The organism is Endozoicomonas sp. OPT23 (assembly GCF_009653635.1).
GTDB lineage: Bacteria > Pseudomonadota > Gammaproteobacteria > Pseudomonadales > Endozoicomonadaceae > Endozoicomonas_A.
On the sequence record NZ_PPFD01000002.1, the window covers coordinates 467,473 to 490,663 of the forward strand.

General features: G+C 47.5%; 23 protein-coding genes. 16 read left to right on the top strand and 7 right to left on the bottom strand.

Going from position 1 to position 23,191, the window contains the following annotated elements; genetic code table 11:
• Positions 1-94: 94 nt before the first annotated feature.
• The 6 genes from accC to EOPP23_RS03960 all read right to left on the bottom strand — a co-directional run bounded on the left by accC (position 95) and on the right by EOPP23_RS03960 (position 6,038).
• Positions 95-1,438 carry an acetyl-CoA carboxylase biotin carboxylase subunit gene (gene accC, locus EOPP23_RS03935; protein ID WP_153764664.1) on the bottom strand — a complete coding sequence of 448 codons (1,344 nt, stop codon included), beginning with the start codon at positions 1,436-1,438 and terminating at the stop codon, positions 95-97.
• A 10-nt stretch (positions 1,439-1,448) separates the two neighbouring features.
• Positions 1,449-1,904 carry an acetyl-CoA carboxylase biotin carboxyl carrier protein gene (accB, locus tag EOPP23_RS03940; RefSeq protein WP_153764665.1) on the bottom strand — a complete coding sequence of 152 codons (456 nt, stop codon included), beginning with the start codon at positions 1,902-1,904 and terminating at the stop codon, positions 1,449-1,451.
• A 228-nt stretch (positions 1,905-2,132) separates the two neighbouring features.
• The gene (aroQ, locus tag EOPP23_RS03945) at positions 2,133-2,579 is read right to left on the bottom strand and encodes a type II 3-dehydroquinate dehydratase (RefSeq protein WP_153764666.1); all 447 of its coding nucleotides are present in this window, start codon (positions 2,577-2,579) and stop codon (positions 2,133-2,135) included.
• A gap of 205 nt (positions 2,580-2,784) precedes the next feature.
• Complete coding sequence (dsbD, locus tag EOPP23_RS03950) at positions 2,785-4,572, bottom strand: protein-disulfide reductase DsbD (RefSeq protein WP_194842489.1); 1,788 nt, start codon at positions 4,570-4,572, stop codon at positions 2,785-2,787.
• 146 nt (positions 4,573-4,718) lie between these two features.
• Positions 4,719-5,246, bottom strand: coding sequence for an inorganic diphosphatase (gene ppa, locus EOPP23_RS03955; RefSeq protein ID WP_153764668.1), 528 nt, complete (start codon positions 5,244-5,246; stop codon positions 4,719-4,721).
• Between the two features lie 180 nt (positions 5,247-5,426).
• Complete coding sequence (locus tag EOPP23_RS03960) at positions 5,427-6,038, bottom strand: trimeric intracellular cation channel family protein (RefSeq protein ID WP_153764669.1); 612 nt, start codon at positions 6,036-6,038, stop codon at positions 5,427-5,429.
• Between the two features lie 131 nt (positions 6,039-6,169).
• Here EOPP23_RS03960 and EOPP23_RS03965 point away from each other — a divergent pair, with 131 nt between their 5' ends.
• The 16 genes from EOPP23_RS03965 to frdD all read left to right on the top strand — a co-directional run bounded on the left by EOPP23_RS03965 (position 6,170) and on the right by frdD (position 22,276).
• On the top strand, positions 6,170-7,996 hold the full coding sequence (locus EOPP23_RS03965; protein WP_153764670.1) for a hypothetical protein: 1,827 nt from the start codon (positions 6,170-6,172) through the stop codon (positions 7,994-7,996).
• Positions 7,997-8,065: 69 nt separating this feature from the next.
• Entirely contained in the window at positions 8,066-8,953 is an 888-nt protein-coding gene (locus EOPP23_RS03970; RefSeq protein ID WP_153764671.1) for a hypothetical protein, read from the top strand.
• Positions 8,954-8,970: 17 nt separating this feature from the next.
• The gene (locus EOPP23_RS03975) at positions 8,971-9,447 is read left to right on the top strand and encodes a SycD/LcrH family type III secretion system chaperone (protein WP_370514617.1); all 477 of its coding nucleotides are present in this window, start codon (positions 8,971-8,973) and stop codon (positions 9,445-9,447) included.
• A gap of 15 nt (positions 9,448-9,462) precedes the next feature.
• The gene (gene sctE, locus EOPP23_RS03980) at positions 9,463-11,013 is read left to right on the top strand and encodes a type III secretion system translocon subunit SctE (RefSeq protein ID WP_153764672.1); all 1,551 of its coding nucleotides are present in this window, start codon (positions 9,463-9,465) and stop codon (positions 11,011-11,013) included.
• 22 nt (positions 11,014-11,035) lie between these two features.
• A complete protein-coding gene (locus EOPP23_RS03985; RefSeq protein ID WP_153764673.1) occupies positions 11,036-12,517 on the top strand; it encodes a hypothetical protein in 1,482 nt (493 codons plus the stop codon).
• Positions 12,518-12,576: 59 nt separating this feature from the next.
• The gene (locus EOPP23_RS03990; RefSeq protein WP_153764674.1) at positions 12,577-14,160 is read left to right on the top strand and encodes a TyeA family type III secretion system gatekeeper subunit; all 1,584 of its coding nucleotides are present in this window, start codon (positions 12,577-12,579) and stop codon (positions 14,158-14,160) included.
• 18 nt (positions 14,161-14,178) lie between these two features.
• Positions 14,179-14,553 carry a type III secretion chaperone SycN gene (sycN, locus tag EOPP23_RS03995; RefSeq protein WP_153764675.1) on the top strand — a complete coding sequence of 125 codons (375 nt, stop codon included), beginning with the start codon at positions 14,179-14,181 and terminating at the stop codon, positions 14,551-14,553.
• A 67-nt stretch (positions 14,554-14,620) separates the two neighbouring features.
• Positions 14,621-15,037 (top strand): EscI/YscI/HrpB family type III secretion system inner rod protein, encoded by a 417-nt coding sequence (locus EOPP23_RS04000; RefSeq protein ID WP_153764676.1) that lies wholly within the window; start codon positions 14,621-14,623, stop codon positions 15,035-15,037.
• An 80-nt stretch (positions 15,038-15,117) separates the two neighbouring features.
• Positions 15,118-15,924 carry a type III secretion system inner membrane ring lipoprotein SctJ gene (gene sctJ, locus EOPP23_RS04005; RefSeq protein WP_153764677.1) on the top strand — a complete coding sequence of 269 codons (807 nt, stop codon included), beginning with the start codon at positions 15,118-15,120 and terminating at the stop codon, positions 15,922-15,924.
• Positions 15,921-16,616, top strand: a complete 696-nt coding sequence (locus EOPP23_RS04010; RefSeq protein ID WP_153764678.1) for a SctK family type III secretion system sorting platform protein — start codon at positions 15,921-15,923, stop codon at positions 16,614-16,616. Before sctJ ends, EOPP23_RS04010 begins: the two co-directional genes overlap by 4 nt.
• Positions 16,595-17,251 carry an HrpE/YscL family type III secretion apparatus protein gene (locus tag EOPP23_RS04015; protein ID WP_153764679.1) on the top strand — a complete coding sequence of 219 codons (657 nt, stop codon included), beginning with the start codon at positions 16,595-16,597 and terminating at the stop codon, positions 17,249-17,251. The genes EOPP23_RS04010 and EOPP23_RS04015 overlap by 22 nt, the downstream gene beginning before the upstream one ends.
• Before the next feature lie 143 nt (positions 17,252-17,394).
• Positions 17,395-18,591: an aromatic amino acid transport family protein gene (locus tag EOPP23_RS04020; RefSeq protein ID WP_153764680.1), complete on the top strand. Its 1,197-nt coding sequence runs from the start codon at positions 17,395-17,397 to the stop codon at positions 18,589-18,591.
• A gap of 362 nt (positions 18,592-18,953) precedes the next feature.
• A complete protein-coding gene (frdA, locus tag EOPP23_RS04025) occupies positions 18,954-20,762 on the top strand; it encodes a fumarate reductase (quinol) flavoprotein subunit (RefSeq protein ID WP_153765020.1) in 1,809 nt (602 codons plus the stop codon).
• Positions 20,763-20,776: 14 nt separating this feature from the next.
• The gene (locus EOPP23_RS04030) at positions 20,777-21,526 is read left to right on the top strand and encodes a succinate dehydrogenase/fumarate reductase iron-sulfur subunit (RefSeq protein ID WP_153764681.1); all 750 of its coding nucleotides are present in this window, start codon (positions 20,777-20,779) and stop codon (positions 21,524-21,526) included.
• A complete protein-coding gene (locus EOPP23_RS04035; RefSeq protein WP_153764682.1) occupies positions 21,526-21,912 on the top strand; it encodes a fumarate reductase subunit C in 387 nt (128 codons plus the stop codon). The genes EOPP23_RS04030 and EOPP23_RS04035 overlap by 1 nt, the downstream gene beginning before the upstream one ends.
• Positions 21,913-21,925: 13 nt before the next feature.
• Positions 21,926-22,276, top strand: a complete 351-nt coding sequence (frdD, locus tag EOPP23_RS04040; RefSeq protein ID WP_153764683.1) for a fumarate reductase subunit FrdD — start codon at positions 21,926-21,928, stop codon at positions 22,274-22,276.
• A 31-nt stretch (positions 22,277-22,307) separates the two neighbouring features.
• Here frdD and EOPP23_RS04045 read toward each other — a convergent pair whose 3' ends face one another.
• Positions 22,308-23,048, bottom strand: coding sequence for a hypothetical protein (locus EOPP23_RS04045; protein ID WP_153764684.1), 741 nt, complete (start codon positions 23,046-23,048; stop codon positions 22,308-22,310).
• Between the last annotated feature and the right edge of the window lie 143 nt (positions 23,049-23,191).

Consider the following 23,191-nt stretch of genomic DNA (forward strand, 5'->3'; position numbering starts at 1 on the left):
TCATGCATAAATGAAAAAAGCGGCTCAGGAATTATGAGCCGCTTTTGGTGCAACTAATTAAAAAAGAATTAGTTGAGGAAGAATTGACTGAAAGTCAGGATTCTTCCAGTTTCTTCTCAAGGTAGTGAATGTTAACGCCACCTTCCTTGAAGTAAGGATCCTTGACCAGCTCCTGATGCAGAGGAATATTAGTGCGAATACCGTCAACAACGGCTTCGTCCAGAGCATTCTTCATGCGGATCAGAGCTGTTTCACGATCCGGGCCATAGGCGATGATCTTGGCGATCAGGGAATCGTAGAACGGAGGGATGCTGTAACCGCTGTAGAGATGTGAATCTACCCGAATACCGTTGCCGCCTGGTGCGTGGAACTGGTTAACCAGTCCTGGAGATGGCATAAAGGTCTTTGGGTCTTCAGCATTGATACGGCATTCAAAGGCATGGCCTTCCAGCTTTACATCATCCTGAGTAATACTCAGTGGCAGGCCACTGGCAATACGCAGTTGTTCCTTAACGATGTCGACACCAGAGATCATCTCGGTTACCGGATGTTCAACCTGAACACGGGTGTTCATCTCGATAAAGTAGAAACCACCATCTTCGTACAGGAACTCAAAAGTACCGGCACCACTGTAACCGATTTCGATACAGGCTTTGGTGCAGGCTGCAGCAACGGTAGCGCGGGCATCTTCATCAATGCCTGGAGCTGGAGCTTCTTCGATCACCTTCTGGTGACGACGCTGCAGGGAGCAGTCGCGATCACCCAGGTGAATAGCGCCACCCTGACCATCAGAAAGTACCTGGAATTCAACGTGACGCGGATTCTCGAGGAATTTTTCCAGATAAACCGTATCGTTATTGAAAGCAGCCTTGGATTCAGCTTTGGTCAGACCCACAGAGCTGATCAGCGCTGATTCGCGATGTACGACACGCATACCACGACCACCGCCACCACCGGCAGCTTTGATAATAACCGGGTAACCAATACGACGGGCGATAGATAAAGTGCGCTCCTCGTCGTCGGTTATGGGGCCGTCAGAACCAGGTACGGTTGGTACGCCTGCTTCTTTCATGGCGGCAATAGCAGATACCTTGTCGCCCATCAGGCGAATCACATCAGGCGATGGACCGATAAAGGTAAAACCACTTTTCTCTACCTGTTCAGCAAAGTCAGCGTTCTCGGAGAGAAAACCATAACCCGGGTGAATAGCTGTAGCGTCAGTCACTTCAGCAGCAGCAATCAGGGCAGGAATGTTCAGGTAGCTTTCAACAGGGCTGTTCGGGCCAATACAAACAGATTCGTCGGCCAGACGCACATGCATCAGGCTTTCATCCGCTTTCGAGTGAACAGCAACGGTTTTGATGCCGAGCTCTTTACAGGCTCTCAACACCCGCAGGGCAATTTCACCCCGGTTGGCGATGACAACTTTATCCAGCATGGTTTTCACCTCAGGAAATGGTGAACAGAGGCTGGTCGTATTCAACGGGCGAACCGTTTTCAACCAGAATCGCTTCGACGGTACCAGACTTGTCAGCCTTAATCTGGTTCATCATCTTCATAGCTTCAACGATGCACAGGACATCGCCTTCTTTTATTTGCTGACCCACTTCAACAAAAGAGGGTGAGCTTGGGGACGGAGAACCGTAGAAGGTGCCAACCATAGGTGATTTAACCTGGTGGCCGGTCACTGCTGCTTCTTGTGCAGCAGCAGGAACCGCAGATTCAGCCGCAGCAACAGCTGGAGCCGGAGCGGTAGCAGGAAGATACTGAGGTACAGCTGCTACAGGCGCATTGTTGGAGTAGCGACTGATACGGACTGATTCTTCGCCCTCATGGATTTCCAGCTCGTCGATTCCGGATTCTTCCAGCAGCTCAATGAGCTTTTTTACTTTTCTGATGTCCATGGTCAATCTCAAATGCTGTGGACAGGTCGAACCTGTCTATTGGTTAATTTGGTTTCGCAGAGAAGCGTTCCCTGAAATCGGTTTGCTTCAGGTTCAGTCTTTCTCATAATCAGAGGCTTCACAGTTTTTCGATAGATTCGAAGGTGTTTCAGCCAATTCAAATACATCGAAAAAATCTGAAGTCAGGGTAAGCAATTGTTAGTTGCTCGCCCATTTGAATATTTGCGCTTATGGCTTCTGCTTGAGCCGATTGAGAGCAAAATTTAATGCTGCTTCGTAGCCCTGAGGGCCCAGTCCAGCAATAACACCTTCAGCTACATCGCTGAAATAAGAGTGATGTCTGAAGGGTTCCCTGCGATGAACATTGGACAGGTGAACCTCAACAAAGGGAATGGCAACTCCCAGCAAGGCATCCCGAAGGGCTACGCTGGTGTGAGTAAAAGCAGCTGGGTTGATGATAATAAAATCAACAGCTTCTTCACCGGCCCTGTGAATGCGATCAATCAGCTCATGTTCTGCATTGCTCTGGAAGCAGCTCAGGCTGGCTCCGACATCACTGGCACGATCTTCCAATAATTGGTTGATCTGACTAAGAGTGGTAGCACCATAAACTCCAGGTTCCCGCTTGCCCAGCAGGTTGAGATTAGGGCCGTTCAGAACAAGAATAGTTGCCATTAGTATCCTCTCATTATCGCCAAGCATTGTGCCGGAATGGCTGAAAGCCGTCTAGTTCGCGACTGTTACTGAACGTTAACGCCAGTTACCAAGCATTTCAATGCCAGTTTTCAGATAAGAATGGCAAAGAATCAGTAAAGCGTCGAGAACGATGCTGATGCAGGCAGTAAGGGGGATTTTAGTGAACAGAACTCGTCAGATACGTTCATTTACGATCAGGAGGGATGTTGGATAACTTTGTTGCCAGTTGCTCAGCGGTAATTTCCCCCAGAGTTCTCAGAGGCGTTATTTCATTCCCCTGCTTGTTGAAGAAAACCAAGGAAGGAGGTCCAAACAAATTGTACTGGCTCAGCCATTGCTGCTGCTCTTTGGTGTTCCCGGTAATATCGAATTTAATCAGCTTCCAGCCTCTCAGTTGAGTCTGAACTTCTGTTGCAGGAAAAACCTGCTTTTCCATAACTTTGCAGGAAACACACCAGTCGGCGTAAACATCAATCATAGCGGGTAGCTGTTTCGCTGCTGCCTGAGCCAGTAGAGCGTTCAAGTCTTTAAGATTGGAAACTGTTTCAAATAATGCGTTCTGGCTTTGTTCAGAACGTATAGTTGTCTCTTTTGAAAGAAGAGGTTGTAGCGGATCACTGTTGCCTTTAATGCTGCCGATGACCAGAGTGCCGCCATAAATCAGTAATAAAATACCCAATGTTTGACGGATAATGGCTCGATCAGAAGACCTGGAAGAGTCCAAAGCTCCCAGCATCAGCGACATGGCAATCGCCAGTGTTCCCCACAACAGAAGGCTGATTTGGCCAGGAATAACCCGTTCGAGCAGCCAGATAGCAATACCCAGCAGTAGTAAACCAAAGAACTGTTTGACCTTGTCCATCCAGAGCCCGGCTTTTGGTAAAAACTGTCGACCGCCTAAACCAATCAGTAGTAAAGGCAGCCCCATTCCCAGACCAAGAACCAACAGGCTGAGCCCACCAAGAAATGCATCTCCGGTGGTGCTGATATAAACCAGTGCTCCAGCCAGAGGAGCAGAAACACAGGGGGAAACGACAAGAGCCGAAAGGGCTCCCATCAATAGCGCGCCACCAAAACCACTTTTTTGTTGCTGGGAACCAAGATTGTCTCTGAATTTTTCAGGCAGCTGCAGTTCATAGAGACCGAACATACTTAACGCCAACAGTACAAACAGCCCCGCAAAAGGAATCAGTACCCAGGGTGACTGGAGTTTGGCTTGCAGGTTAAGGCTGGCACCAAACAGTCCCATAAGAGTGCCAGCCAGCGCAAAGGTTACGGACATTCCGACTATATACGCCAGTGTTAAACCCATGATTCGGCTTTTGGATGCAGAGTCAGAGTTCCCGATAAGAATGCTGGATAAAATGGGAATCATCGGAAGCACGCAAGGAGTAAAGGTCAGACCGACACCTGCCAGAAAGAACAGTAATAAGGTTAGAGTTAGACCACGTTCCTGAAGTGTTTGTGAAAGACTGTTTTCACTTACTGTATTGGACTGGCTACTGTCCGTTGATGTCGCTGACGAAGCTGGATCATTGGCTAAGACTAACCTGATGGTTTCTGGCGGGTAGCAGAGTCCAGCTTCTGCACAGCCCTGAAATCGAACATTAAGTTCCAGAGTGCTTTCAGAGCTTTTAACAGGAATTTTGATGGTTACATCGTCTGGAAAAACAGTCAGAACCTTTTCAAAGTTCTCATCATACTTTTCTTTTCCCTTAGGGAATTCAGGGCTACCGAGAGAGGTTTTGTTGTTATCAGGGTTAAAAGAGAAACGTTCTTTATAGAGATAGTGCTCAGGAGTGACATGAAAATGAAGGTAAAGGAAGCCATCCCTGATTTCGCCATCCAACTGGAAAGCCTCTTCAACTGAGAGAAACTCATAAGGCTGACGTGTATCCTGAAAAAGGTTATCCAGATTGGCCTGAGCAATAACAGGCAGCAATGAAGAAAAGGCCCAAAAGAGGAAGAGCATGCAGGCTTTTGAAAAGCGGGTATGAAGAACCATATTTGAAAACAGGTTAATTATTTTGGTTCTTTAATTGTGTCGCTAAACGCAGGAGTTGCAAGCAGAAAACGAAGAAAGGGCTAAAAGCCCTTTCTTTTCAAACAATCGTTTGATCAGCCTTTGTAGTTGGCTACAGACTGCTTGATGACTTCAAAAGCAGCTTCTTTGCCTTTCCAGCCATCGATCTTAACCCATTTGCCAGGTTCCAGATCTTTGTAGTTTTCAAAGAAGTGCTCAATCTGCTGGATCAGCAGAGGAGGCAGGTCAGTGTAAGTCTGAATGTCTTTATAGATAGGCGTCAGCTTGTCGTGAGGAACAGCGATCAGCTTCTCGTCCTGGCCACTTTCGTCAGACATGTTCAGCATGCCAACCGGACGGCAGCGAATAACAGAACCTGGAACAACCGGGTAAGGAGTAACAACCAGAACGTCCAGTGGGTCGCCATCGTCAGCCAGAGTCTGAGGAATGTAACCGTAGTTGGCTGGGTAGAACATAGGGGTAGACATGAAACGGTCTACCAGCAGGCAATCCATATCCTTATCAATTTCATATTTGATAGGAGAGGCATTAGCCGGAATTTCAATGGCAACATAAATATCTTCTGGCAGTTCCTTGCCAGCAGGAATATTTGCAAAACTCATGTATACACCTGTGCTTTATTTCAACGAACTGTTTTAACAAACAATGGTTGGGTGAGTGGAAAACCGAGCATTATAAAGGCCTTGTTCGTAATTGTCTTTGCCTGTTCGACTATTGGCTAAGCGAATATAGGTAGTTCCGACCTGTTTGGCGGTCAGATGGCAGAAAGAGGTGCTGGAACCCTAGTTTTTGTTGTCAAAGTTGTAGGTTGGCAGGTTCAGTTTCATCGTGATAGCCAGCATTCTGATAACAAAACCTGTGATCAGGGTGATCAGGATGCAGGCTTGCATAGACAGTGAAGTCATACAAAGACCAAAAAACAGCCAGGCAGACAGGAATGAAATACTGCCATAGAGTTCTTTTCTGAACACCAGTGGCACCTGGTTGCACAGAATGTCGCGTAACACTCCACCAAAAGCTCCAGTGAATACCGCCATTATACTGGCAATCAGATAACCATGACCCAGCTCCAGGGTTTTTTGTGCGCCAATAATACTGAAAGTGATCAGGCCAATAGCATCCAGAACAAGAAACGCTTCGGTCAGGTATCGAACCAGAGGGCGAATCAAGATAGTGACAATAATGGCGAAAGTCGTGATTAGCAGGTATTCAGGATGGCCGACCCAGACCAGTGGATGATTATCCAGCGCCAGGTCTCTGATGGTTCCACCACCAAACGCCGTTACGGTTCCAATGATCAGAATCCCGAACGGGTCCATCTGCTTCTTACCTGCAGCAATAGCTCCAGACATGGCTTCTACGATGATGGCAATAAGATAGAGCGTTTCCAGCAAGAGAGGCTCCTGAAAGAATTCTGTGACTGGATTGACAGCAGTTCACCCAGATTATTTATTCATAATGACAGTATAAGAAAGGATTAATCTAGACTTTAAAAAATACTTGAGTTTTCACAGGAAAGGAAACCATGGCAGGAGGTTCTACAGGAGGGGTTGGTCCAGGTGGATCGGTACCTTCGTCGCCAGTCACATCCAATAACCCTCCTAGCCCTCCTGCAAAGGGTGAGTATGGAGGATATGGAGTTTCTCCAACTACCGGTGAGAGAGTTACGCCGAAGCCTTCCCAGGGAGACAAAGGGACTGCAGGTAAAAGTATTCATGATAGAGCACTGCTAAAGCTTCCTGATTCCAAAGAGGAGGCAATATCAGGAGGTCATGAGCCGACTGATGAGGAAATCGATCAGCTTCTTCATAAAATTCAGGATAAACAGAGACAAGAAGGGCATGTCGATACTCCTGCCAGAAAAAGCGGGAAGCCAGCACCTTCAAAAGCATCGCCTTTTACCGGGGACAAGCCAACTCCCAACCCCGTACCCTCTTCGGTTCACCCAACACCTCCGTCATCGAGACCTAACCCGGAAGAAGTAGACCCGGCTACGGGACAACCTCTCGCAAAACCTGCTGTAACTGTGAGCGGAGCTCCAGGTCCGTCAGAATTGGCGAAGAAAGAACTGGATGAAGGCTCTGTGCCAGCAATACCGGAAAAGAAAAGCTTCCTGCAGAAACATGGTAAAGAGCTGGCTGTCACACTTACGGGAGGAGGCGTTGTTCTTGGGGGCGCAGTACTCGGGGTTTTCTTTCCTCCCGCAGGGCTCCTCATTTATTCCTGCGGCATCATGATGCTCAGTATGGGGCTGTCAAAAATGCTGTTTGCTTTGGAGGATATGCCGGACAACCTGCCAAAATCCAAGCCTGATGACCCTAAGCCAGCGCCTGATAAAAAAGAAGAGCCAAGTCAGCAGTCAGATGCAGACAAGGGCAAGTTTGCGGCGGTTAAGAAAAATGTACTGGATGCCCTTAAAGGTGCCGGTGTTGAACCGCCGATAGATGATGATGGCAACATTGATAGAGAGAAGCTTAAAGCCCTTCAGGATAAGGAAAAGGCTCGTCAGAAACAGCTTCGAGAGACCATTCTAGGAGAGCCTGGTGGTGCCAAAGCTCTTGCGCAGATTGAGAAGCACGCTGAAGAAGGAAGTTCACCCAGTGAAATAATTAAACAGCACGTTGCAGCAGCCTGTGCTGGAGACGAAAGTGTTGACCGTGAAAAATTAATGGCGGCTCTAAATCCGATATTAAAAGTAGCTGAAAATGAAGCTATCCTTGCTGGCCCTATGTCAGATCAAGAGCGAGAGGCAAAGGTCAGAGCTGCGCTGGCAGAATTTGAGAGAAAATTGCCAACCATGGATCAGAAAATTCTCGAAAAAATGCACGACTCAACAACCGCTGCATTGGGGATTCCTTGTGCCGCGAGTACCAAACTACTGCTCACAACCATTGCCGATATGCTGAGCAAGGAAATAAAGAATAGAGCTGGAAGTTCTGTGGTAGTTCCTCCTCCACCTTCTGGAAGCTCTGGTGGTACCAGTGAAGTACCTAAACCAAAAATTGCTACAGGAGTCCGTCCTACGATCAGTGACACCCTCGGTGGTGCCGGATTGAGCGATAAACTAAAGGACAGCAAAGTACTGTTGAGGGTGTTTAATCTGGAACTGAATAAGGCATTTTCAGAAGTTGCCAGTGCGAATAGGCTCGTCCCTGAGGATAAAGAGAAGCTAATTGAACTGGCGAAGAGTGTTGAAGATGTCCATAGGAAAAAAGCGGGAGCGTCTGCGCTTAATAAAGATATTAGGTTTACGGAGCAGCAGTTTTTAAACGAATTACGAGAAATAGCAGGTGATCGACTCAAACCATTAATAGATGCAGTCGAACTCCAAAGGAGGGGTTTGATCAGGTAATCAGATGATTAGGCTAGTAGTAAAAGCCTAGTCAAGAATATTCATTATTATTGCAGGGAGCTTAATTGAATGAGTACACCGGTTGATCCGCAAACCCCACCAACGCTGACCGGTAGTAGAGGTACAGTTCAGTTAACGGATGCAAGGCGAGAATCTCTGCGTGCCGCAGGATTCAGCGATGCCCAGATAGATGCCTTGTTGTCTCTGGCTAACCCTGATGACCAGGGAAACTCTTTAACGCCAACACACTTTTCAATGGTGGATAAAACAACGCTGAATAACCTTCAGTTCTCTGGAGCACTCAGTGAAGCGGCCAGGCAGATTGTTTATGTCCAGACACCGGTTTCCATGCTGAACCAGGTCAGTGACCCCCAGAACTGGCAAGGGGATACTTATATAGGCCCCGGTGCTGCAGCGGTGAACTCCTATCTTGAAGGTGAGTCTGTTGATTTCTCCAAGCCGTCTCTGGACGCGCTGGTGATGTCAGTACTCTCAGCAAGAGCCGAAATTATTGAGGTTCAGCTACGAGATCAAATCCAATCGATTCAGGACAAGAACGCTCAGCTTGAGGTTGCCAACAACTGGCTGGCCAGAGCAAAGGAAGCAAAAGCCAATGCTGGTACTTCAGGTAACAGCTCGTTTGAAGATAGGTTTCCTCCCGGCTCAGTAGCTCCAGCTGGGCAGTCTTTTAAAGAGTATTGGGACAGTCTGTCAGCTGAATATCAATCTGAAGACAGGGATGATAGTACATCTGAACTTGATCACAACTCTGCCGACTGGGATGTCAATGTTGAAGGACTAAAGGCAAAAATAGAGGCTCTGACGAGCCAATCGCAGTTGGAGACGACTAAGCTTCAACAAACCATTAACAAATACAACCAGTCGTTCGAGATGCTGTCGAACTTCATCAACAAATACTACCAATCACTGAGTACAGTGATTCAGAATCTGCGCTGATTCAGGGAGGATGAGCCGTGAGTGAAGAAGTTCAACAGAATGATGGTGAAGAAGTCGAAGATATGTTGCTTGAGTTCTTCGGCAAAGGAGGAACTTTTAAGGATCTCAAGGATATGAGTGACGACGCTATGGAAGCTATCTATAGCGTTGCTTACAACCTGTATCAGGGCGGTAAGTATGATGAAGCTCAAAAAGTATTCCAGTTTCTCTGCTTCTATGATCATTTCAATCGCAAATACTTTCTTGGTCTGGGTGCTTGCCAGCAGATGATGAAACAGTATGAGCAGGCCATCGAGATTTTTACGTTCGCTACAGTGCTTGATGCAGATGATCCAAGACCCATGCTTTATATAGGTGACTGTCATCTGGCTATGGGTGACAAAGAAAAAGCTAAAGGGTGTTTCGAGACAGCCATTGAATGGGGAGCAGGTCAGACAGCCTACGCCGATGAACTCAAGCGTGCGGAAAGCATGCTGGAGAACCTGTCCAGCTAACCGGGGAGTACAGGGATGGCTTCTATAGGTCAAAACCCAACAAGAACAGAGCAGTCTTCAGGTGTGAATCCGACTGTGGTGAATAATGCTGCCGCTCAGGATGACGCACCGGTTCAGCGTGGCTTCAGTAATCAGAACAGTTACTCCCGCACTGAGGGAACTGATGCTGCCAGACCTCAGGTCCATGCTCCCTCTCTGGATGCGCCTGCAGCAGACGCAGAGTCTGGTTCAGGTGTTGATGACTTTCTTAAGCAGCTTCAGGCCGACGGTGGTGAACCATCAGTCAGAAATGATCTATCTAACGGTGTAAAGAATCTCCAGCAGAATCCTATGGGTAAAGAGATCAGTCAATTGCGAGGGAAGCAGGCTGAACTGGAAAAAATGGGATTCAGTAAAACCCAGATTGATGCCCTTAGCTCTCTTGCCAATCCTGATGATCCGGATAACTCGCTAGCCTCTATGCACTCAGCAACCGCTCGCATGCAGGGTGTGGATGAGAATGACCCTCGACTGAACCAGTTACTCAGAGCCTTCAATGATATTACGGTAAAAATGTCTGCTCTGACTCATATACCGGATGACCTTCAGGCCGAACTGGCTGCTGATGTTCAAGCTTTCACAAAAGCAGCTATGAACTCTAAACAAACTCTGGATATTGATTCAGCAACCACCATGCTGATTCAGATTCAGTCAAAGCTTCAAAACGAAAGGCTTAAGTTCGATCAGGAAAGCATCAAGATAGGTCAGGTGGCTGCTGAGCACAGAAGCGGCAACATCATTCAGAAAATTCGTGACTCAATTGAGAAAATGGAAAAAGCTGAAAAGACAGCATTGGTTGGCAAGATTTTCGGTTATATAGCTCTTGCACTGATGGCAGTTGCAACTGTAGTAGTCGCAGTCGTAGGTATCATTTTTACAGGTGGTGTACTTACTGTAATCGCTGTAAGCCTCATGGTAGCTGCCATGGCAGTAATGGTGACAATGATTATTTCATCAGAAACCGATAACTTTATGATGAAAATCTTTGACGGTCTTGCGGGTGGTGACGATGATAAAAAACAGAAAGCTCGTATAGGCGCTATGGTTTTCTGGGCCACAATAATGATCGCACTTTCTCTAGGTGCGGCTGCTGCAGGTGGTTTCGCCGGCGCCGGTGGTGCTGCAGCCAGTACTGCGGGCGCTGCAACGTCAGGGGCTGCAACAGGTGCTCAAGTTTCAGCGACCGGTGTTAACACAGCTGCGCAAGCAACGGCTTCAGCCGCCAAGATAACTGCAATTGTGACCAAGCTTGCCAAACTTGCTCAGCTTGTTGGTGGTGTCTCTCAAGTAGCTTCAGGTAGTGCTGATATTTCAACTGCCGCATATACCTATCAGGCAGATATTTTTCGGGCAGAGGCTTTGGAAGAGAAAGCTGAGCTGGCCCGAATCCAACAGTTTCTTGATGATGCGATGGAAGCTATAGAAAAAGCGATTGATGAATTGCAGTCCGGTTACTCGTCACTTGCTAATATCATCAAGGCAAACCATGACACTAAAACGACGTTGGCTCGCAATCTGCGTGCCTGATCTGTGAACACGGAGGTAGTATATGTCTCAGGTAGGACACACAGGATCAACTCAGCACACGCAGGTTCAGAATCCTAACCCGGCATCTTTGCACGGGGCAGAAGCTCTGGATGAAGTGGCACGAGGTAATCTTGATGGCGAGAATATTCGCTATTCAAGAGAATCGGCCAGAAACGGTGTGCTTCAGGGGCAGCTGACTCGAGCGCCGGTACTTGACCAGCCAGAAGAAGTTAGGCCTACGCACCTTGAATCAGCAAACTCTGATCTGGGTGAGATCAATGAGGCCAACCAGAAAGCTCTTTCTACAACGTCTGAGCTGGCTAAAGCCATGAAGAGTGGCACTATGACTCCTGAGCAGCAGTCTCAGGTTCAAAAGCATTCAGATACCTTGAGAGGTACAGCAAGTTATCTGAACAATCTCCATGGTCATAATGTTGGTAGTGGTGAAGGCAAGCGCAGCGTGCTTGCAGGCATGGGCTTTAACCAGAGTCAATTGGATGCCCTGACATCTCTGGCCAACCCCGATGATTCGAACAATACACTTGCCAGTATGCATGGTGGGCAGGCTGCCTTGCAGGGTAAGCGAGACGCTCTTTCTTCGATGGGTTTCAGTGAAAGTCAGATCGAAGCCATGCTGTCTATGGCTGACCCGGATGACGAAAGTAACTCTCTGATGTCGACGCATCAGGCTGGAGGAGGTCGAAGCAGCTCTGTTGCCGGGATATCACAGGCCCGGATGGATCGCTTTATGGCGGTGCTTAATGGCCAACAGTTTGGTACAGATGCTCAAAGAGCACTGTTGGCTAAAATGGGTTATAGCGATACTCAAGCCAATATGATCCTTGCCGGCTCTAATCCATCATCGCTCCAGGCTCAGGGAAATCTTATTCAGTCCACCAGTACCAGTCAGGTGGCACAGCTACAAGCTATGGCGCAGGCTGCAAATACCCTTTCTACTGGTAGCCCTGTAGGCGATAGAGTGCTGCAACAGCTGGTAGATATCTTTGCTGTACTGGAGCTGCTCCATGAAATGAGTGTTCAAGGCCGAAGAACTGCCAGAGAGACTCGTTCTATGGAATATGATGCAGCCAAGCAGGAAGTGCTCAATCAGGCGGGTGAAATGCGTAAGGCTGCGATTTACACCCTTGCTGCGGGTGTGGCCAGTGGCACTATGAAGATTGCCGCAGGTGCTGTCTCTATCGGTGGTTCAATGAGTGGTGGTTCTGCTCAGCAGGCATCGGTACGGATGCAGCAGTCCGCGCAGGCATCACAGATGGTGACAGGTATGGGGGACCTGGTTGCAGCAGGGCTGAGCTATCAAGCGTCGGAGCATCAGGCTAAGCAGAAAGAGCATGAAGCGTTCCAGAAAACCCATGAAAATGCTGCCCAGAGTTCATCGGAGTGGATGCAACTCCAGCAGGACATGGTTAAAACAGCGCAAAGCAAGATGGATGAAATTATCAGAACCTGGTTCGAAACACTGAAGACGACAACCAGAGGATAAACCCGGGCGGGGAAGGCTTGTAAAGCGGTCAGCCTTCCCCGTACACCAGAGGACATTGAATGGCCGCTTCTATTGAAGGTGCCGGTTCGATTCAGCAACCGGTTTTTCAGGATATTCCCTCCGATAAAGGTGCCCTTGGTCTTAAGGGTAGGCTGTCTGGCGAAAATGTTGTTGTTAAGTCTGATTCCCAGTCTGCCCTGATGGATGCCGCAGAAGAACTCTCTATGGTTGCCAATCAGTTCAAATCGAAGAAGCTGGACAAGCGCAAGATGAAGTCCGGCTCTGAGCTGAGCGACAAAATTATGGAGAAAATCAAAAAGATTCAGACTATTCAAAAGACTGAAGCTTTTAAAGATACTGTTAATAAATTTACTGATCAGAAATCTCTCAATCAAAACCAGATTTTAAAACAGGCTCGTGATTTTTCCGGTGACCCTCTTGAGCAGTACGCATTGCTGGACTTTGCTCAGGAATACTTTGCAGAGCAGGGGGATGAAGAGAAAGCCAATCAGATCGCTACTGCAAAGAAACGAATTAAAGATAAAAACCCAACGCTGATAACAGCAGGTCTAAATATCTCTGAAAAAGTTGCTCAGGTTATTGAAGAGCAAGGGATGAATGTTGATATTCGCAAAGTTCGAGAAGGTTTTGCAGAGCTTGTTGATGAGTCAAACTTGCAGGCAGCAGGTGGTCATGTTCAAGACTATCGTACTCTGACCAGAACTTATAACTACCTTCTTGGTGACCTTGGAGCCTCAAAGACGGTTTCTCCAATTGATAAACCTGATACTGAAAAGAAGCTGCAAAAGCTGACTTCGCTGGAATTTGAAAAAAGGTGTCAGTTACTGCTCGAGGCTCTTGGTACAGAATTATTAGCTTTAGATAAGTCAGCATCGCCAGAACGGCTGCAGTCAATTATTCAAGACATGAAGTTACTAAAAACTCTCTCCGGTGTTCACGATCTTTGCTGTGACACAGAAGACCAAATGAGCCGTACGTATCCTTCAGAGCAAGTGCTTCCTTCCAGTCTTATGGGACAGGTTTTAAAGTTGGTCGACCAGCCATGGGTAACGGAATCAGAGTTTGAAAATGCTCTTCATGATCTAAAGGTTAGTGGCCTGGAAGCAAAGATTTTTGCTACCCGGGCTATGTTGGATATCATTCGGTCGGTACCTGAAGAAGCTTTTGCCAATGATGAAACCAAACAAAATCTGATGGTTTCCTGTCAGGAACATATGGATTCACTAATTGAAGAAGAAGTGGCTTCAGAGATTGATACTTCAGGGGCTGAACTTCTATCTGCAGATAATTTTGTGGGTGAAGTGACCGCGGATCTTGGCTTGAACAAACCGCCTGTGAAAGACACTGCCGATTTCATCATTCAAAAATTTCTGGGGAATATTGCTGGGGAAAGTTATCAAAATCCGCTGGATGCGTTGCTAGATGTACGACATTTGGCATCTAACCCCGTAGAGCTCGAAAAACTTCTGATTGAAATACCCAAGCTGAAGGATATTAATCCTGATTTTACACAGTTTGCTGATATGGCTGAGCAGCAGGTTGGTGATTTACTTGCCTCTGTCTCACCGAAAGTGTCAGGTCAGCAGGATACAAGACAGAGTGAAACCGTTAGAAACGGCTGATAGCAAAGGGAAATAGCTATGGACTGGCGAGACAGTGTTGTTGCAGATATAGGCAGAGCAATGGGTATCGATGGGCTCGAGTTTGGTGCTTCTGGTGTTATCAGTTTTGAATTTGAAAACCGCGGCACGCTGTTTATGGAACTGCAGGAAGACGGTGTACTGATTTATCTGGTCAGACGAATCCCACAATTTGATACTGCCCACCTTTTGGTATCAGCACTAAAAGCATGCCACTACACAAAGTCTTTGAGCTTTCCTTTGCAGGCAGGTTTGAAGCAGGACGATGAACTGGTTTTTATGGTGTATCTGATCAACGAAGCTTTCACATTACCCAATGCTGAAGGCGTAATTGAGCTGTTAACCCGTCAATTTGAGCAGCAGGTAGTTGCTTAAAGTGACTGAAACAAGGCGATAACAGGCTGTTTTATCGAAGTTTTCACTGACTCAAGAGGTTCAAGGGATGGCCGAAAATATAATCAACTCGGATGGTCTGGCTGACAAGGCTCTCGAAGCTGCAGAAACAAACCTGACCCCTGAAGCTGCTGATGCAGAAGCTGCTGAAAAGTTTGGCAGTCTGCTGGCTGGTGAAGGGAAGCAGCCTCTTGGCGAAACCTTCGCAGTTCCTGACGCAGCTGAAGGCGAAGCTTTGACTCTGGGCGATAAAATTCTCAGGGGAATGCAGGGGCTGAAAGATCATGTGGATGCTGGCAGGGATGATCTTGTCACCAATTTTTCTTCAGAAAACGAAGTACTGTCCATGCAGGACATGTTTAAAACCCAGATGGCCATGACCAATCTGATGGTGACTGAAGACTACATTGGTAAGATTGTCAGCAAGAGCACCCAGACATTCGACACCCTGTTGCGTAACCAGTAGGCCTGACAATGAATCAATGTCTGGCTTACTGATCGACAGGCCATACATTGATTCTTGGACCAAGCCGGGGTTACCTGCGAATGAAACAGGAACCGATTCCTCAGGGAATTGTTCAGCGGACAAAACGACTGTTTGCACTGTTGTTATTTAGTCTTGTGCTGACAGGGTGTCAGGTTGAGCTTTACTCCGGTCTCACCGAGAAAGAAGGCAACAGTATGCTGGCCATTCTTCTGGATGGTGGCATCTCGGCTGAGAAGCTGATCAATAAGGACAAGATGGTCACCTTGATGGTGCCATCGGATGAAGTATCCAAAGCAATAAAACTCCTCAAGAGCCTTGGTTATCCCAAAGAAAAATACTCCTCCATTGGTGAGATCTTCCCCAAAGATGGTCTGATATCTTCGCCCACTGAAGAACGAGCACGTTATACCTACTCCATGTCTCAGGAGCTGTCCTCAACTCTTTCCGAAATTGATGGTGTTATTACTGCCAGAGTTCATGTGGTATTGCCCCAGGAACAGGATTCTCTAAGTGATGTGAATTACCCATCCTCAGCCTCGGTATTTATTAAATACACGCCTGAACTGGAACTGGCAGGTTTTATTCCCAAGGTTAAAACACTGGTCTCCAACAGTATTGAAGGCTTGTCGCTGGATAAAATTACGGTTTCTTTGTTTCCTGCCACCCGTATTCATCAGGGAGGAAGCATTACTCCAAAGATGGACTCAGTACTATTCATAAAGGTCAGCCCAGGCTCTGCGGGTCCTTTGCGGGTTATGGTCTTCTCGTTGATATTTCTGCTGCTGATTGCCATGGGCGGAGGCGGATTCCTGTACTGGGAGATGTATCTGCGTAAAGGCAGGAAGAAGTCCGGGAAGGCGGCATGAATGCTCATCATCCGTTGATTGATCAGAGTAATGGTCTCGAGCTGTTTCAATCAGTGGCTGAGTTTAATCTTTATCTCATTCGATATATCCATCCATCCTGGCTGAAGACGGTCAAACTGTCCCCTCTGGTGCAGCAACTGAGGCAGGAAAATAATGCCGATTACCATCTATCCCACTATTTGCTGAAGCAGTTTCAACTGAACAATGAGTTCGATTATGAGTTTATTGAAAACCATAAACGCATCGCTCTGGCAGATGAGGGAGAGTTAACAGCATTGGCGCTTTACACGGGAGCAACATTGAATGAAGGCATTATCCGTAATGCTTTGCTGAGCTCGCAGAGGCAAGCATTTGCAGAATGTTTAGGTGAGCCACTTTATCGTTTTGCTACCCAGAAAGCCCAGTTTATAGCTCGATTCGATCAACAGTTGGGCCCTAGCCTATTAATTGACTGGGACCACCTTGAACAGTTTAAACACTATTTATTACTGAGTGGTTTACAGGTATTGGGAACAGCTTTCAGCAGTTGTCCGGAAGCTTTTAAAAAAAGATTGTTGTTGAAAATGCCAACTGACTATCGAGAGCATCTTGAAAGCAGTGAGCTCCAGAACTTATCGGAAGAGCAGTGCCAGAAACTGCTGATCAAGGTTTATAAAGAGGTGAATAAAGAATGGCATCACCTGTTATCCTGACCGCTGGAAGAATCCAGCTGGACCCGGCTGCCAGAGTATTGAAAGCAGCAGAATACGCTGAGTATCTTCAGGCGCAGGAAATACTCGCTCAGGCTAATCGTCAGGCTGAAGAAATCCTGCAAAAAGCTGCAGAGGTTTATGAAACCAAAAAGCAGCAGGGTTATGACGAAGGCATAGATATCAGCAGGAAAGAGCAGTCTGAACATATGCTGAAAGTAGTCAGTCGAACCATTGGCTACTTATCAGATGTAGAGAAGGCGCTGGCTGGTATTCTGATGTCTGGTGTTAAGAAAATTATCGGTGAGTTTGATCAGGATGAAATGGCTGTGAATCTGGTCAGAAATGCACTCCAGCATGTCCGCAATGAAAAACAGGTCACCATCCGCATTCCTCCCAGCCAGTTTAATATGGTGAAATCCCGGGTTAATGAAATACTGGCTGAATATAAAGGCGTTGGTTTCATCGATCTGGTTTCTGATGAGCGGTTATCAACGGGCGATTGCATAATGGAAAGTGATATTGGTGTCGTGGACGCAAGTGTTGACCTTCAACTGGATGCTCTGCAGAAACGCTTTGAGAAACTGAATTCTGAAGCAGTCAGTACCATTGCCCGTGACACCACCATGCTTGAATAATTACCGTCTGGTAACCAGACACATGAGCTCGAAGTTATTTACCCGCCGGAGGTGGGTAAATAACTGATCAGACATTCAAATGAGCACATTGAAATACTCATTGCCTATAATCATCCCTTCATGTTTTAGCAACTGAGGTATTCATGGCAGCCACTGGCGAATCCAGGTTCTGGGGAAGTGTCCTTATTCTGTCGGGAACCGCCATTGGAGCCGGAATGCTGGCTTTGCCACTGACGGCTGCTGATATTGGCTTCTGGACAATGGCTGGCTTGATGTTGTTTGTCTTTCTATTTGCAGTACTTTCCGCTCTGTTAATGCTGGAAGCCAACCTTGCCATTGAACCGGGCTGTTCCCTTTATACAATGGCCAGCCGAACGTTGGGCACGCCTGGCAGAGTGTTGGCGACGGTTTCTCCGCTCTGGCTTTTCTATTCGCTGTTAGCAGCTTATTTAGCGGGTGGTGGGTCTCTGATTTATCAGTTTCTGGGAGCGGAGACTGGCGTGCTTTTTGCACGTCAATTGAGTGTGGTTGTCTTTGCAGTGATCGCAGGTGGTTTTGTTTATTACAGTACTCGCTCAGTGGATTTATTGAACAGGCTGTTGTTCAGTGTCATGGTTATGAGCTTGCTGGTGGCTCTGGTGATGCTTGCCTCTCAAACGGAGTATCAGAACCTTATCAGGCGTGAGGTTGGTGCCTGGCCTGCACTGGCTGCCCTACCTATTATTTTTACCTCATTTGGCTTTCATGGCAGTATTCCCAGCCTGATCCTGTACATGCGCAAAAACCTTTCGGGTATTGCAGCCGTCTTTATTCTGGGAGCCAGTATTCCGTTTCTGGTTTATCTGCTCTGGATTTATACGTCAGTCGGCTCTTTAACCAGTGAACAGTTGCGGATGATTGATTCAACCGGAGAATTGATCAGTGAATTGTCTGTCGTTGCAAACACTGATGGCAATTTGAAAGCATCGCTTTATGTGTTTTCAGACCTTGCGCTACTGACTTCTTTTCTTGGAGTAGCCCTTGGGCTGTTTGATTATCTGGCCAACTTGCTGAAGAGAAATAATAGCCGTTCAGGTCGTTTGCAAACTGCGGCAGCTACGTTTGTTCCTCCTATTCTTTTTGCACTTTGTTTCCCTCAGGGGTTTGTCGTGGCATTGGGCTATGCTTCTGTTGCATTGGCAGTATTAGCTGTGATTCTACCTGCATGGATTGTTCTGAAACTTCGGAAAAAGAGGGTTGCGGGACAATACCGAATCCCCATTGGCAGTTGGGCGGCGTATTCCTCTCTGGCCTTTGGCGGGCTTATTATTGCAGCTCAAATCTCTACGTTGTTTTGGTGACATAGCTCAATACTGACTGACCAATTAATGTGCGACACTAAATCCCCTATGGAAAGTGCGTGATTATACGCATCTCTCGGTGAGATGACGTGATTGTCTGTTAGGGAGGTAGTGAGTACATTGACAACATTAACTTGTTAATGGGTTGAGTCTGAACGATGGCTCGTCGCTGCCTCAGGTCTATAGCTATAGATACCTTCACAATTGCAGCGCACATATTGGCTATTGAAGCCATTAGAATTTGCCACACCCGGACGTCCCCCAGTCAAGAAACCCTTTCTCACCTTTTTCTATTAACCAGTCCTGCTGTTCAGCAGTCAGCTATGACCCTGGAAGCGGACGTTCAATTTGAGGTTGGCATAATGCAGGTCATTAAGGCCGATGTTGTGATTGTTGGTGCCGGTGGCGCCGGGCTTCGTGCCGCAATTGCAGTGGCAGAACAGGACCCAAGTCTGAAGATTGCCTTGTTGTCCAAGGTTTACCCGATGCGTAGCCATACGGTTGCCGCTGAGGGCGGTTCCGCTGGCGTTATTCAGGATCACGATTCTTTTGAAAACCACTTTGTTGATACTGTAGGTGGTGGTGACTGGCTCTGTGACCAGGACGTAGTCGATTACTTCGTTCAGAACTCTACAGAAGAGATGATTCGTCTTGAGCACTGGGGTTGCCCATGGAATCGTAAGCCTGATGGTAATGTAAACGTTCGTGCCTTTGGTGGTATGAAGATTGAACGTACCTGGTTTGCTGCGGATAAGTCCGGCTTCCACATGCTGCACACTCTGTTCCAGACGTCCACCAAGTACCCATCCATTGAACGTTTCGATGAGTACTTTGCTACCGACCTGATTATAGAAGATGGCCGCGCTCAGGGCGTGACAGCCATTGAAGTAAAAACTGGCGAGCCTAAAGTTATTCTGGGCAAATCTATTGTTTTTGCAACAGGTGGTTCTGGTCGTATATTCCGTTTTAACACTAACGGAGCCATTGTGACCGGTGACGGCCATGGTATGGCTATGCGTGCTGGCGCGCCTCTGCGTGATATGGAATTTGTTCAATATCACCCAACGGGTCTGCCGGGTTCAGGTGTATTGATGACCGAAGGTTGTCGTGGTGAAGGCGGTATTCTGCTGAACAAGGACGGCTACCGTTACCTGCAAGACTATGGTCTGGGACCGGAAACTCCAGTCGGCCAGCCAAAGAACAAATACATGGAACTGGGTCCTCGTGACAAGCTGTCCCAGGCCTTCTGGCAGGAACAGCGTAAAGGTCGCACTATCAAGACTGCTCTGGGCGATGCGGTGCACCTCGACCTGCGTCATCTGGGTGAGAAAAAGCTGATGGAGCGTCTGCCGCTGATCTGCTCTCTGGCCAAGAACTACCTGGGTGTTGACCCTGTTCATCAGCCAGTACCAGTACGCCCGGCGGTTCACTACACCATGGGTGGTATCCGTACTGACATTAACTGTGCGTCTGACATTCCTGGTCTGTACGCAGCCGGTGAGTGTGCTTCTGTAGGTATGCACGGTGCTAACCGTCTGGGTTCCAACTCTTTGGCAGAAACGGTTGTGTTTGGCGCTGTAGCTGGTGCTCAAGCGGCTGACTTCGCCAAGCAGGCAACCATGTCCGACGAGAAGAAACTGTTGGATCAGGCTCGCGGCCATCTGGATCGTATCGAATCCATGCGTAACGCCAATGGTACTGAGAAGCTGTCCCATATCCGTAAGGAAATGGCGCTGACCATGGAGAAATGTTTCGGCATTTATCGTATCGGCGAAGAGATGCAGGAAGGTGTTGATAAGATTGCTGAGCTGCGTGATCGCTTCAATAACGTCAAGGTTGAAGACAAGAGTAAGGTTTTCAACACTGAGCTTCTGCAGGCTTTTGAATTGCAAAGTGCATTGTCCGTTGCTCATTGTATGGCGGTTGGTGGTGTTAATCGTAAGGAATCACGTGGTGCGCACCAGCGTATCGATGGTTTCGAAGCCCGTGATGATGAGAAGTTCCTGAAACATACCCTGACTTACTTCAATGGTGATGCTGAGCCACGTCTTGACTATGAAGACGTCAACATCACTCGCTTCCAACCGGAAGAGCGTGTTTACGGTGCTGCTGCTGAAAAGGCAGCTGCCGAAAAAGCAGCTGCAGCCAAAGCTGCCGGTCTGGATAAGTAAAAGGAGCATCGCGAATGAGCAATAAAACCATCACCATCGAGATCCTCCGTTACAACCCGGAGACCGATGACAAGCCGACCTACGGCAAGTTCGACATTCCTTATGTTGAAGACTGGTCCATGCTGGACGCTCTTGAACATATCAAGGACGAACTGGATTCCACACTGTCTTATCGCTGGTCCTGCCGTATGGCGGTTTGCGGTAGCTGTGGTCTGGTGATCAATGGCACACCGCAGCTGGGTTGTGAGACGTTCCTGCGTGATTACTACCCGGGTTCTATCAAAGTTGAGCCGCTGGCTAATTTCCCGATTGAGAAGGATCTGGTGGTTGATTCCGAAGACTTCATCAAGAAGTTGGAATCTGTGAAGCCGCACATCATCAATGCGATGGAAAAGCCGGTTGAAGAGGGCGTTAACATTCAGACACCTGAGCAGATGGGACTCTACAAGCAGTTCTCCATGTGCATCAACTGTATGCTTTGCTACTCCGCCTGCCCACAGATGGGGCTGAACCCGCTGTTTGCCGGTCCTGCGGTTATCGCTTTGGGTCATCGTTATAACCTGGACAGCCGTGATGACGGTTATGACCAGCGTACTGAAGTGATTCAGGGTAAGAACGGTGTCTGGTCCTGTACGTTTGTCGGCTATTGTTCAGAGGTTTGTCCGAAGAACGTTGATCCGGCTGCGGCTATCAACCAGAACAAGCTGCAGGGTTCCCAGGATTGGGCTCTGTCCTACCTGATGCCACGCAAAGGAGGCAAGTAATGAGTCGTCGTCCTTATGTGCGCCCGATGAAGCGCACCTGGTTTATGGACCATCCGTATTACCGCATGTACATGGTGCGTGAAGCGACGTGTGTCTTTGACTTTTTGTACTGCATCAATCTGTTCGCGGGTATTGTTCAGCTTACTAAAGGCGCTGAAGCCTGGAACAGTTGGTTGGCATTTCAGGCCAACCCGTTGATGATTTTGTTTACAGTTGTGACCTTGGGCATGACTCTTTTTCACGCGGTGACTTATTTCGATATGACACCTCGCGTATTGCCGCAGTTCATTCGCAAGAAAGTGGCAGACAATGTGGTGAACAAGCTGATGTACGCTGGCCTGGCCGGTGTATCTCTGATCGTTTTAGCTGCTGCAGTAGCAGTGTAAGGGAGGATATAAGATGAGTAACAAACGTCATATTGAACCCCTGCTGTGGAGCCTCTTCGGCGCAGGCGGTACTACGATCGCATTTTTCTTTCCGGTAATGATTCTGATCGTGCTGGGTATTTCTCTGGGGGCTATTCCTGCTGAAGCTCTGTCCTATGAGCGGATGTCAGGGTTCTTTCTGGATAACCTCTTTGGTCAGCTGATTCTGTTGGTGGCTCTGGTGCCTTCCTATTGGGCCTGTATTCACCGTATTTATCACGGTTCCCATGATCTGGGTATCCATCTGGGCGGCTGGTTCAAGCTGCTCTGCTATGGTGGCACACTGGTATTGAGCATCTGGACTGTTGCTACAGTTCTGCTTTGATACTGTAGGCTGAAGGAGTTGATTAGCTCCTTCAGCCCTGAACTACCGCTACCTGATCGAAGGCTTCGGCGAGGTAATTATTTTGTTGTTGTAACTGATGATTCAATGCTGTCTGGTCATCAGGTGAAAGGTGACTGTTCAACAGCAAATCCTGCGCTACATTTCTCATTTCTGTATTGATCAAACTCAGAGCTTTTAACGTCATATCGTCGACTAAAGCACTTAAGTCAGCCTCTTTAGCTCCTAAATTACTGGCAAATTCTTCAGCTCGAACTTCCATTACTGTTCTTACCGGGCAATGAACCTGGTTGGGAGCTTCCATGAGCTCTGCCAGCACGTTGTAATAGCTTTTTTGAGGAAGTTGTAAATCCATCAAGGTGTTGACTACATCACTAAGAGTCAATGAGGCAGCATGTTGTAGAATTGCCTTTTCAAGGTTTTTATTGAGTTGTTTAGGCAGTGTCCCTCTTAACTGTATAAGTTGATTCATGCTTAAGACATTATCAGTCAAAGAGTTGGCAAAAACAGTGGGAGTACCTTCCCGGCATAAACCTTTAAACAGTCCAACCTGTGTGTCAGTCAGAGGTTGGTTTGCAGAGCGTGAGGCTTTCCGTTCGTATATCGCTTTTTCTGGTAATCCAGCCTGAGCCTCTTCTGGTGGGATGTGCTTATCAACAACAACGTGTCGATCATCAGTTGCTTCATTTTTTTTAGTTTGACCCGGAGTGTAATTAGGGCCGTTAGATCCGCCAATTCGATTGCCGCTAGACATATTACCCATCCATGGATTTGCTGATTGTGTTCAAAACCCTATAGTAAGCTGTCAGTTTGATGGCTGAAAGCAGGTTTTGAGTGCCTAATAAAAAGAATAGCTCTCTTTGTTAGGTTATTCTGAGTCTTTATAGCAATTAGTGG

Coding starts and splice junctions, on each gene's coding strand:
- EOPP23_RS03990 (WP_153764674.1), top strand. CDS start 12,577: ATGGCCGCTTCTATTGAAGGTGCCGGTTCGATTCAGCAACCGGTTTTT.
- EOPP23_RS03985 (WP_153764673.1), top strand. CDS start 11,036: ATGTCTCAGGTAGGACACACAGGATCAACTCAGCACACGCAGGTTCAG.
- EOPP23_RS04000 (WP_153764676.1), top strand. CDS start 14,621: ATGGCCGAAAATATAATCAACTCGGATGGTCTGGCTGACAAGGCTCTC.
- frdD (WP_153764683.1), top strand. CDS start 21,926: ATGAGTAACAAACGTCATATTGAACCCCTGCTGTGGAGCCTCTTCGGC.
- dsbD (WP_194842489.1), bottom strand. CDS start 4,572: ATGCTCTTCCTCTTTTGGGCCTTTTCTTCATTGCTGCCTGTTATTGCT.
- accB (WP_153764665.1), bottom strand. CDS start 1,904: ATGGACATCAGAAAAGTAAAAAAGCTCATTGAGCTGCTGGAAGAATCC.
- EOPP23_RS03970 (WP_153764671.1), top strand. CDS start 8,066: ATGAGTACACCGGTTGATCCGCAAACCCCACCAACGCTGACCGGTAGT.
- EOPP23_RS04010 (WP_153764678.1), top strand. CDS start 15,921: ATGAATGCTCATCATCCGTTGATTGATCAGAGTAATGGTCTCGAGCTG.
- EOPP23_RS03965 (WP_153764670.1), top strand. CDS start 6,170: ATGGCAGGAGGTTCTACAGGAGGGGTTGGTCCAGGTGGATCGGTACCT.
- frdA (WP_153765020.1), top strand. CDS start 18,954: ATGCAGGTCATTAAGGCCGATGTTGTGATTGTTGGTGCCGGTGGCGCC.
- EOPP23_RS04030 (WP_153764681.1), top strand. CDS start 20,777: ATGAGCAATAAAACCATCACCATCGAGATCCTCCGTTACAACCCGGAG.
- EOPP23_RS04035 (WP_153764682.1), top strand. CDS start 21,526: ATGAGTCGTCGTCCTTATGTGCGCCCGATGAAGCGCACCTGGTTTATG.
- EOPP23_RS04045 (WP_153764684.1), bottom strand. CDS start 23,048: ATGTCTAGCGGCAATCGAATTGGCGGATCTAACGGCCCTAATTACACT.
- sctE (WP_153764672.1), top strand. CDS start 9,463: ATGGCTTCTATAGGTCAAAACCCAACAAGAACAGAGCAGTCTTCAGGT.
- accC (WP_153764664.1), bottom strand. CDS start 1,438: ATGCTGGATAAAGTTGTCATCGCCAACCGGGGTGAAATTGCCCTGCGG.
- aroQ (WP_153764666.1), bottom strand. CDS start 2,579: ATGGCAACTATTCTTGTTCTGAACGGCCCTAATCTCAACCTGCTGGGC.
- ppa (WP_153764668.1), bottom strand. CDS start 5,246: ATGAGTTTTGCAAATATTCCTGCTGGCAAGGAACTGCCAGAAGATATT.
- sctJ (WP_153764677.1), top strand. CDS start 15,118: ATGAAACAGGAACCGATTCCTCAGGGAATTGTTCAGCGGACAAAACGA.
- sycN (WP_153764675.1), top strand. CDS start 14,179: ATGGACTGGCGAGACAGTGTTGTTGCAGATATAGGCAGAGCAATGGGT.
- EOPP23_RS04020 (WP_153764680.1), top strand. CDS start 17,395: ATGGCAGCCACTGGCGAATCCAGGTTCTGGGGAAGTGTCCTTATTCTG.
- EOPP23_RS04015 (WP_153764679.1), top strand. CDS start 16,595: ATGGCATCACCTGTTATCCTGACCGCTGGAAGAATCCAGCTGGACCCG.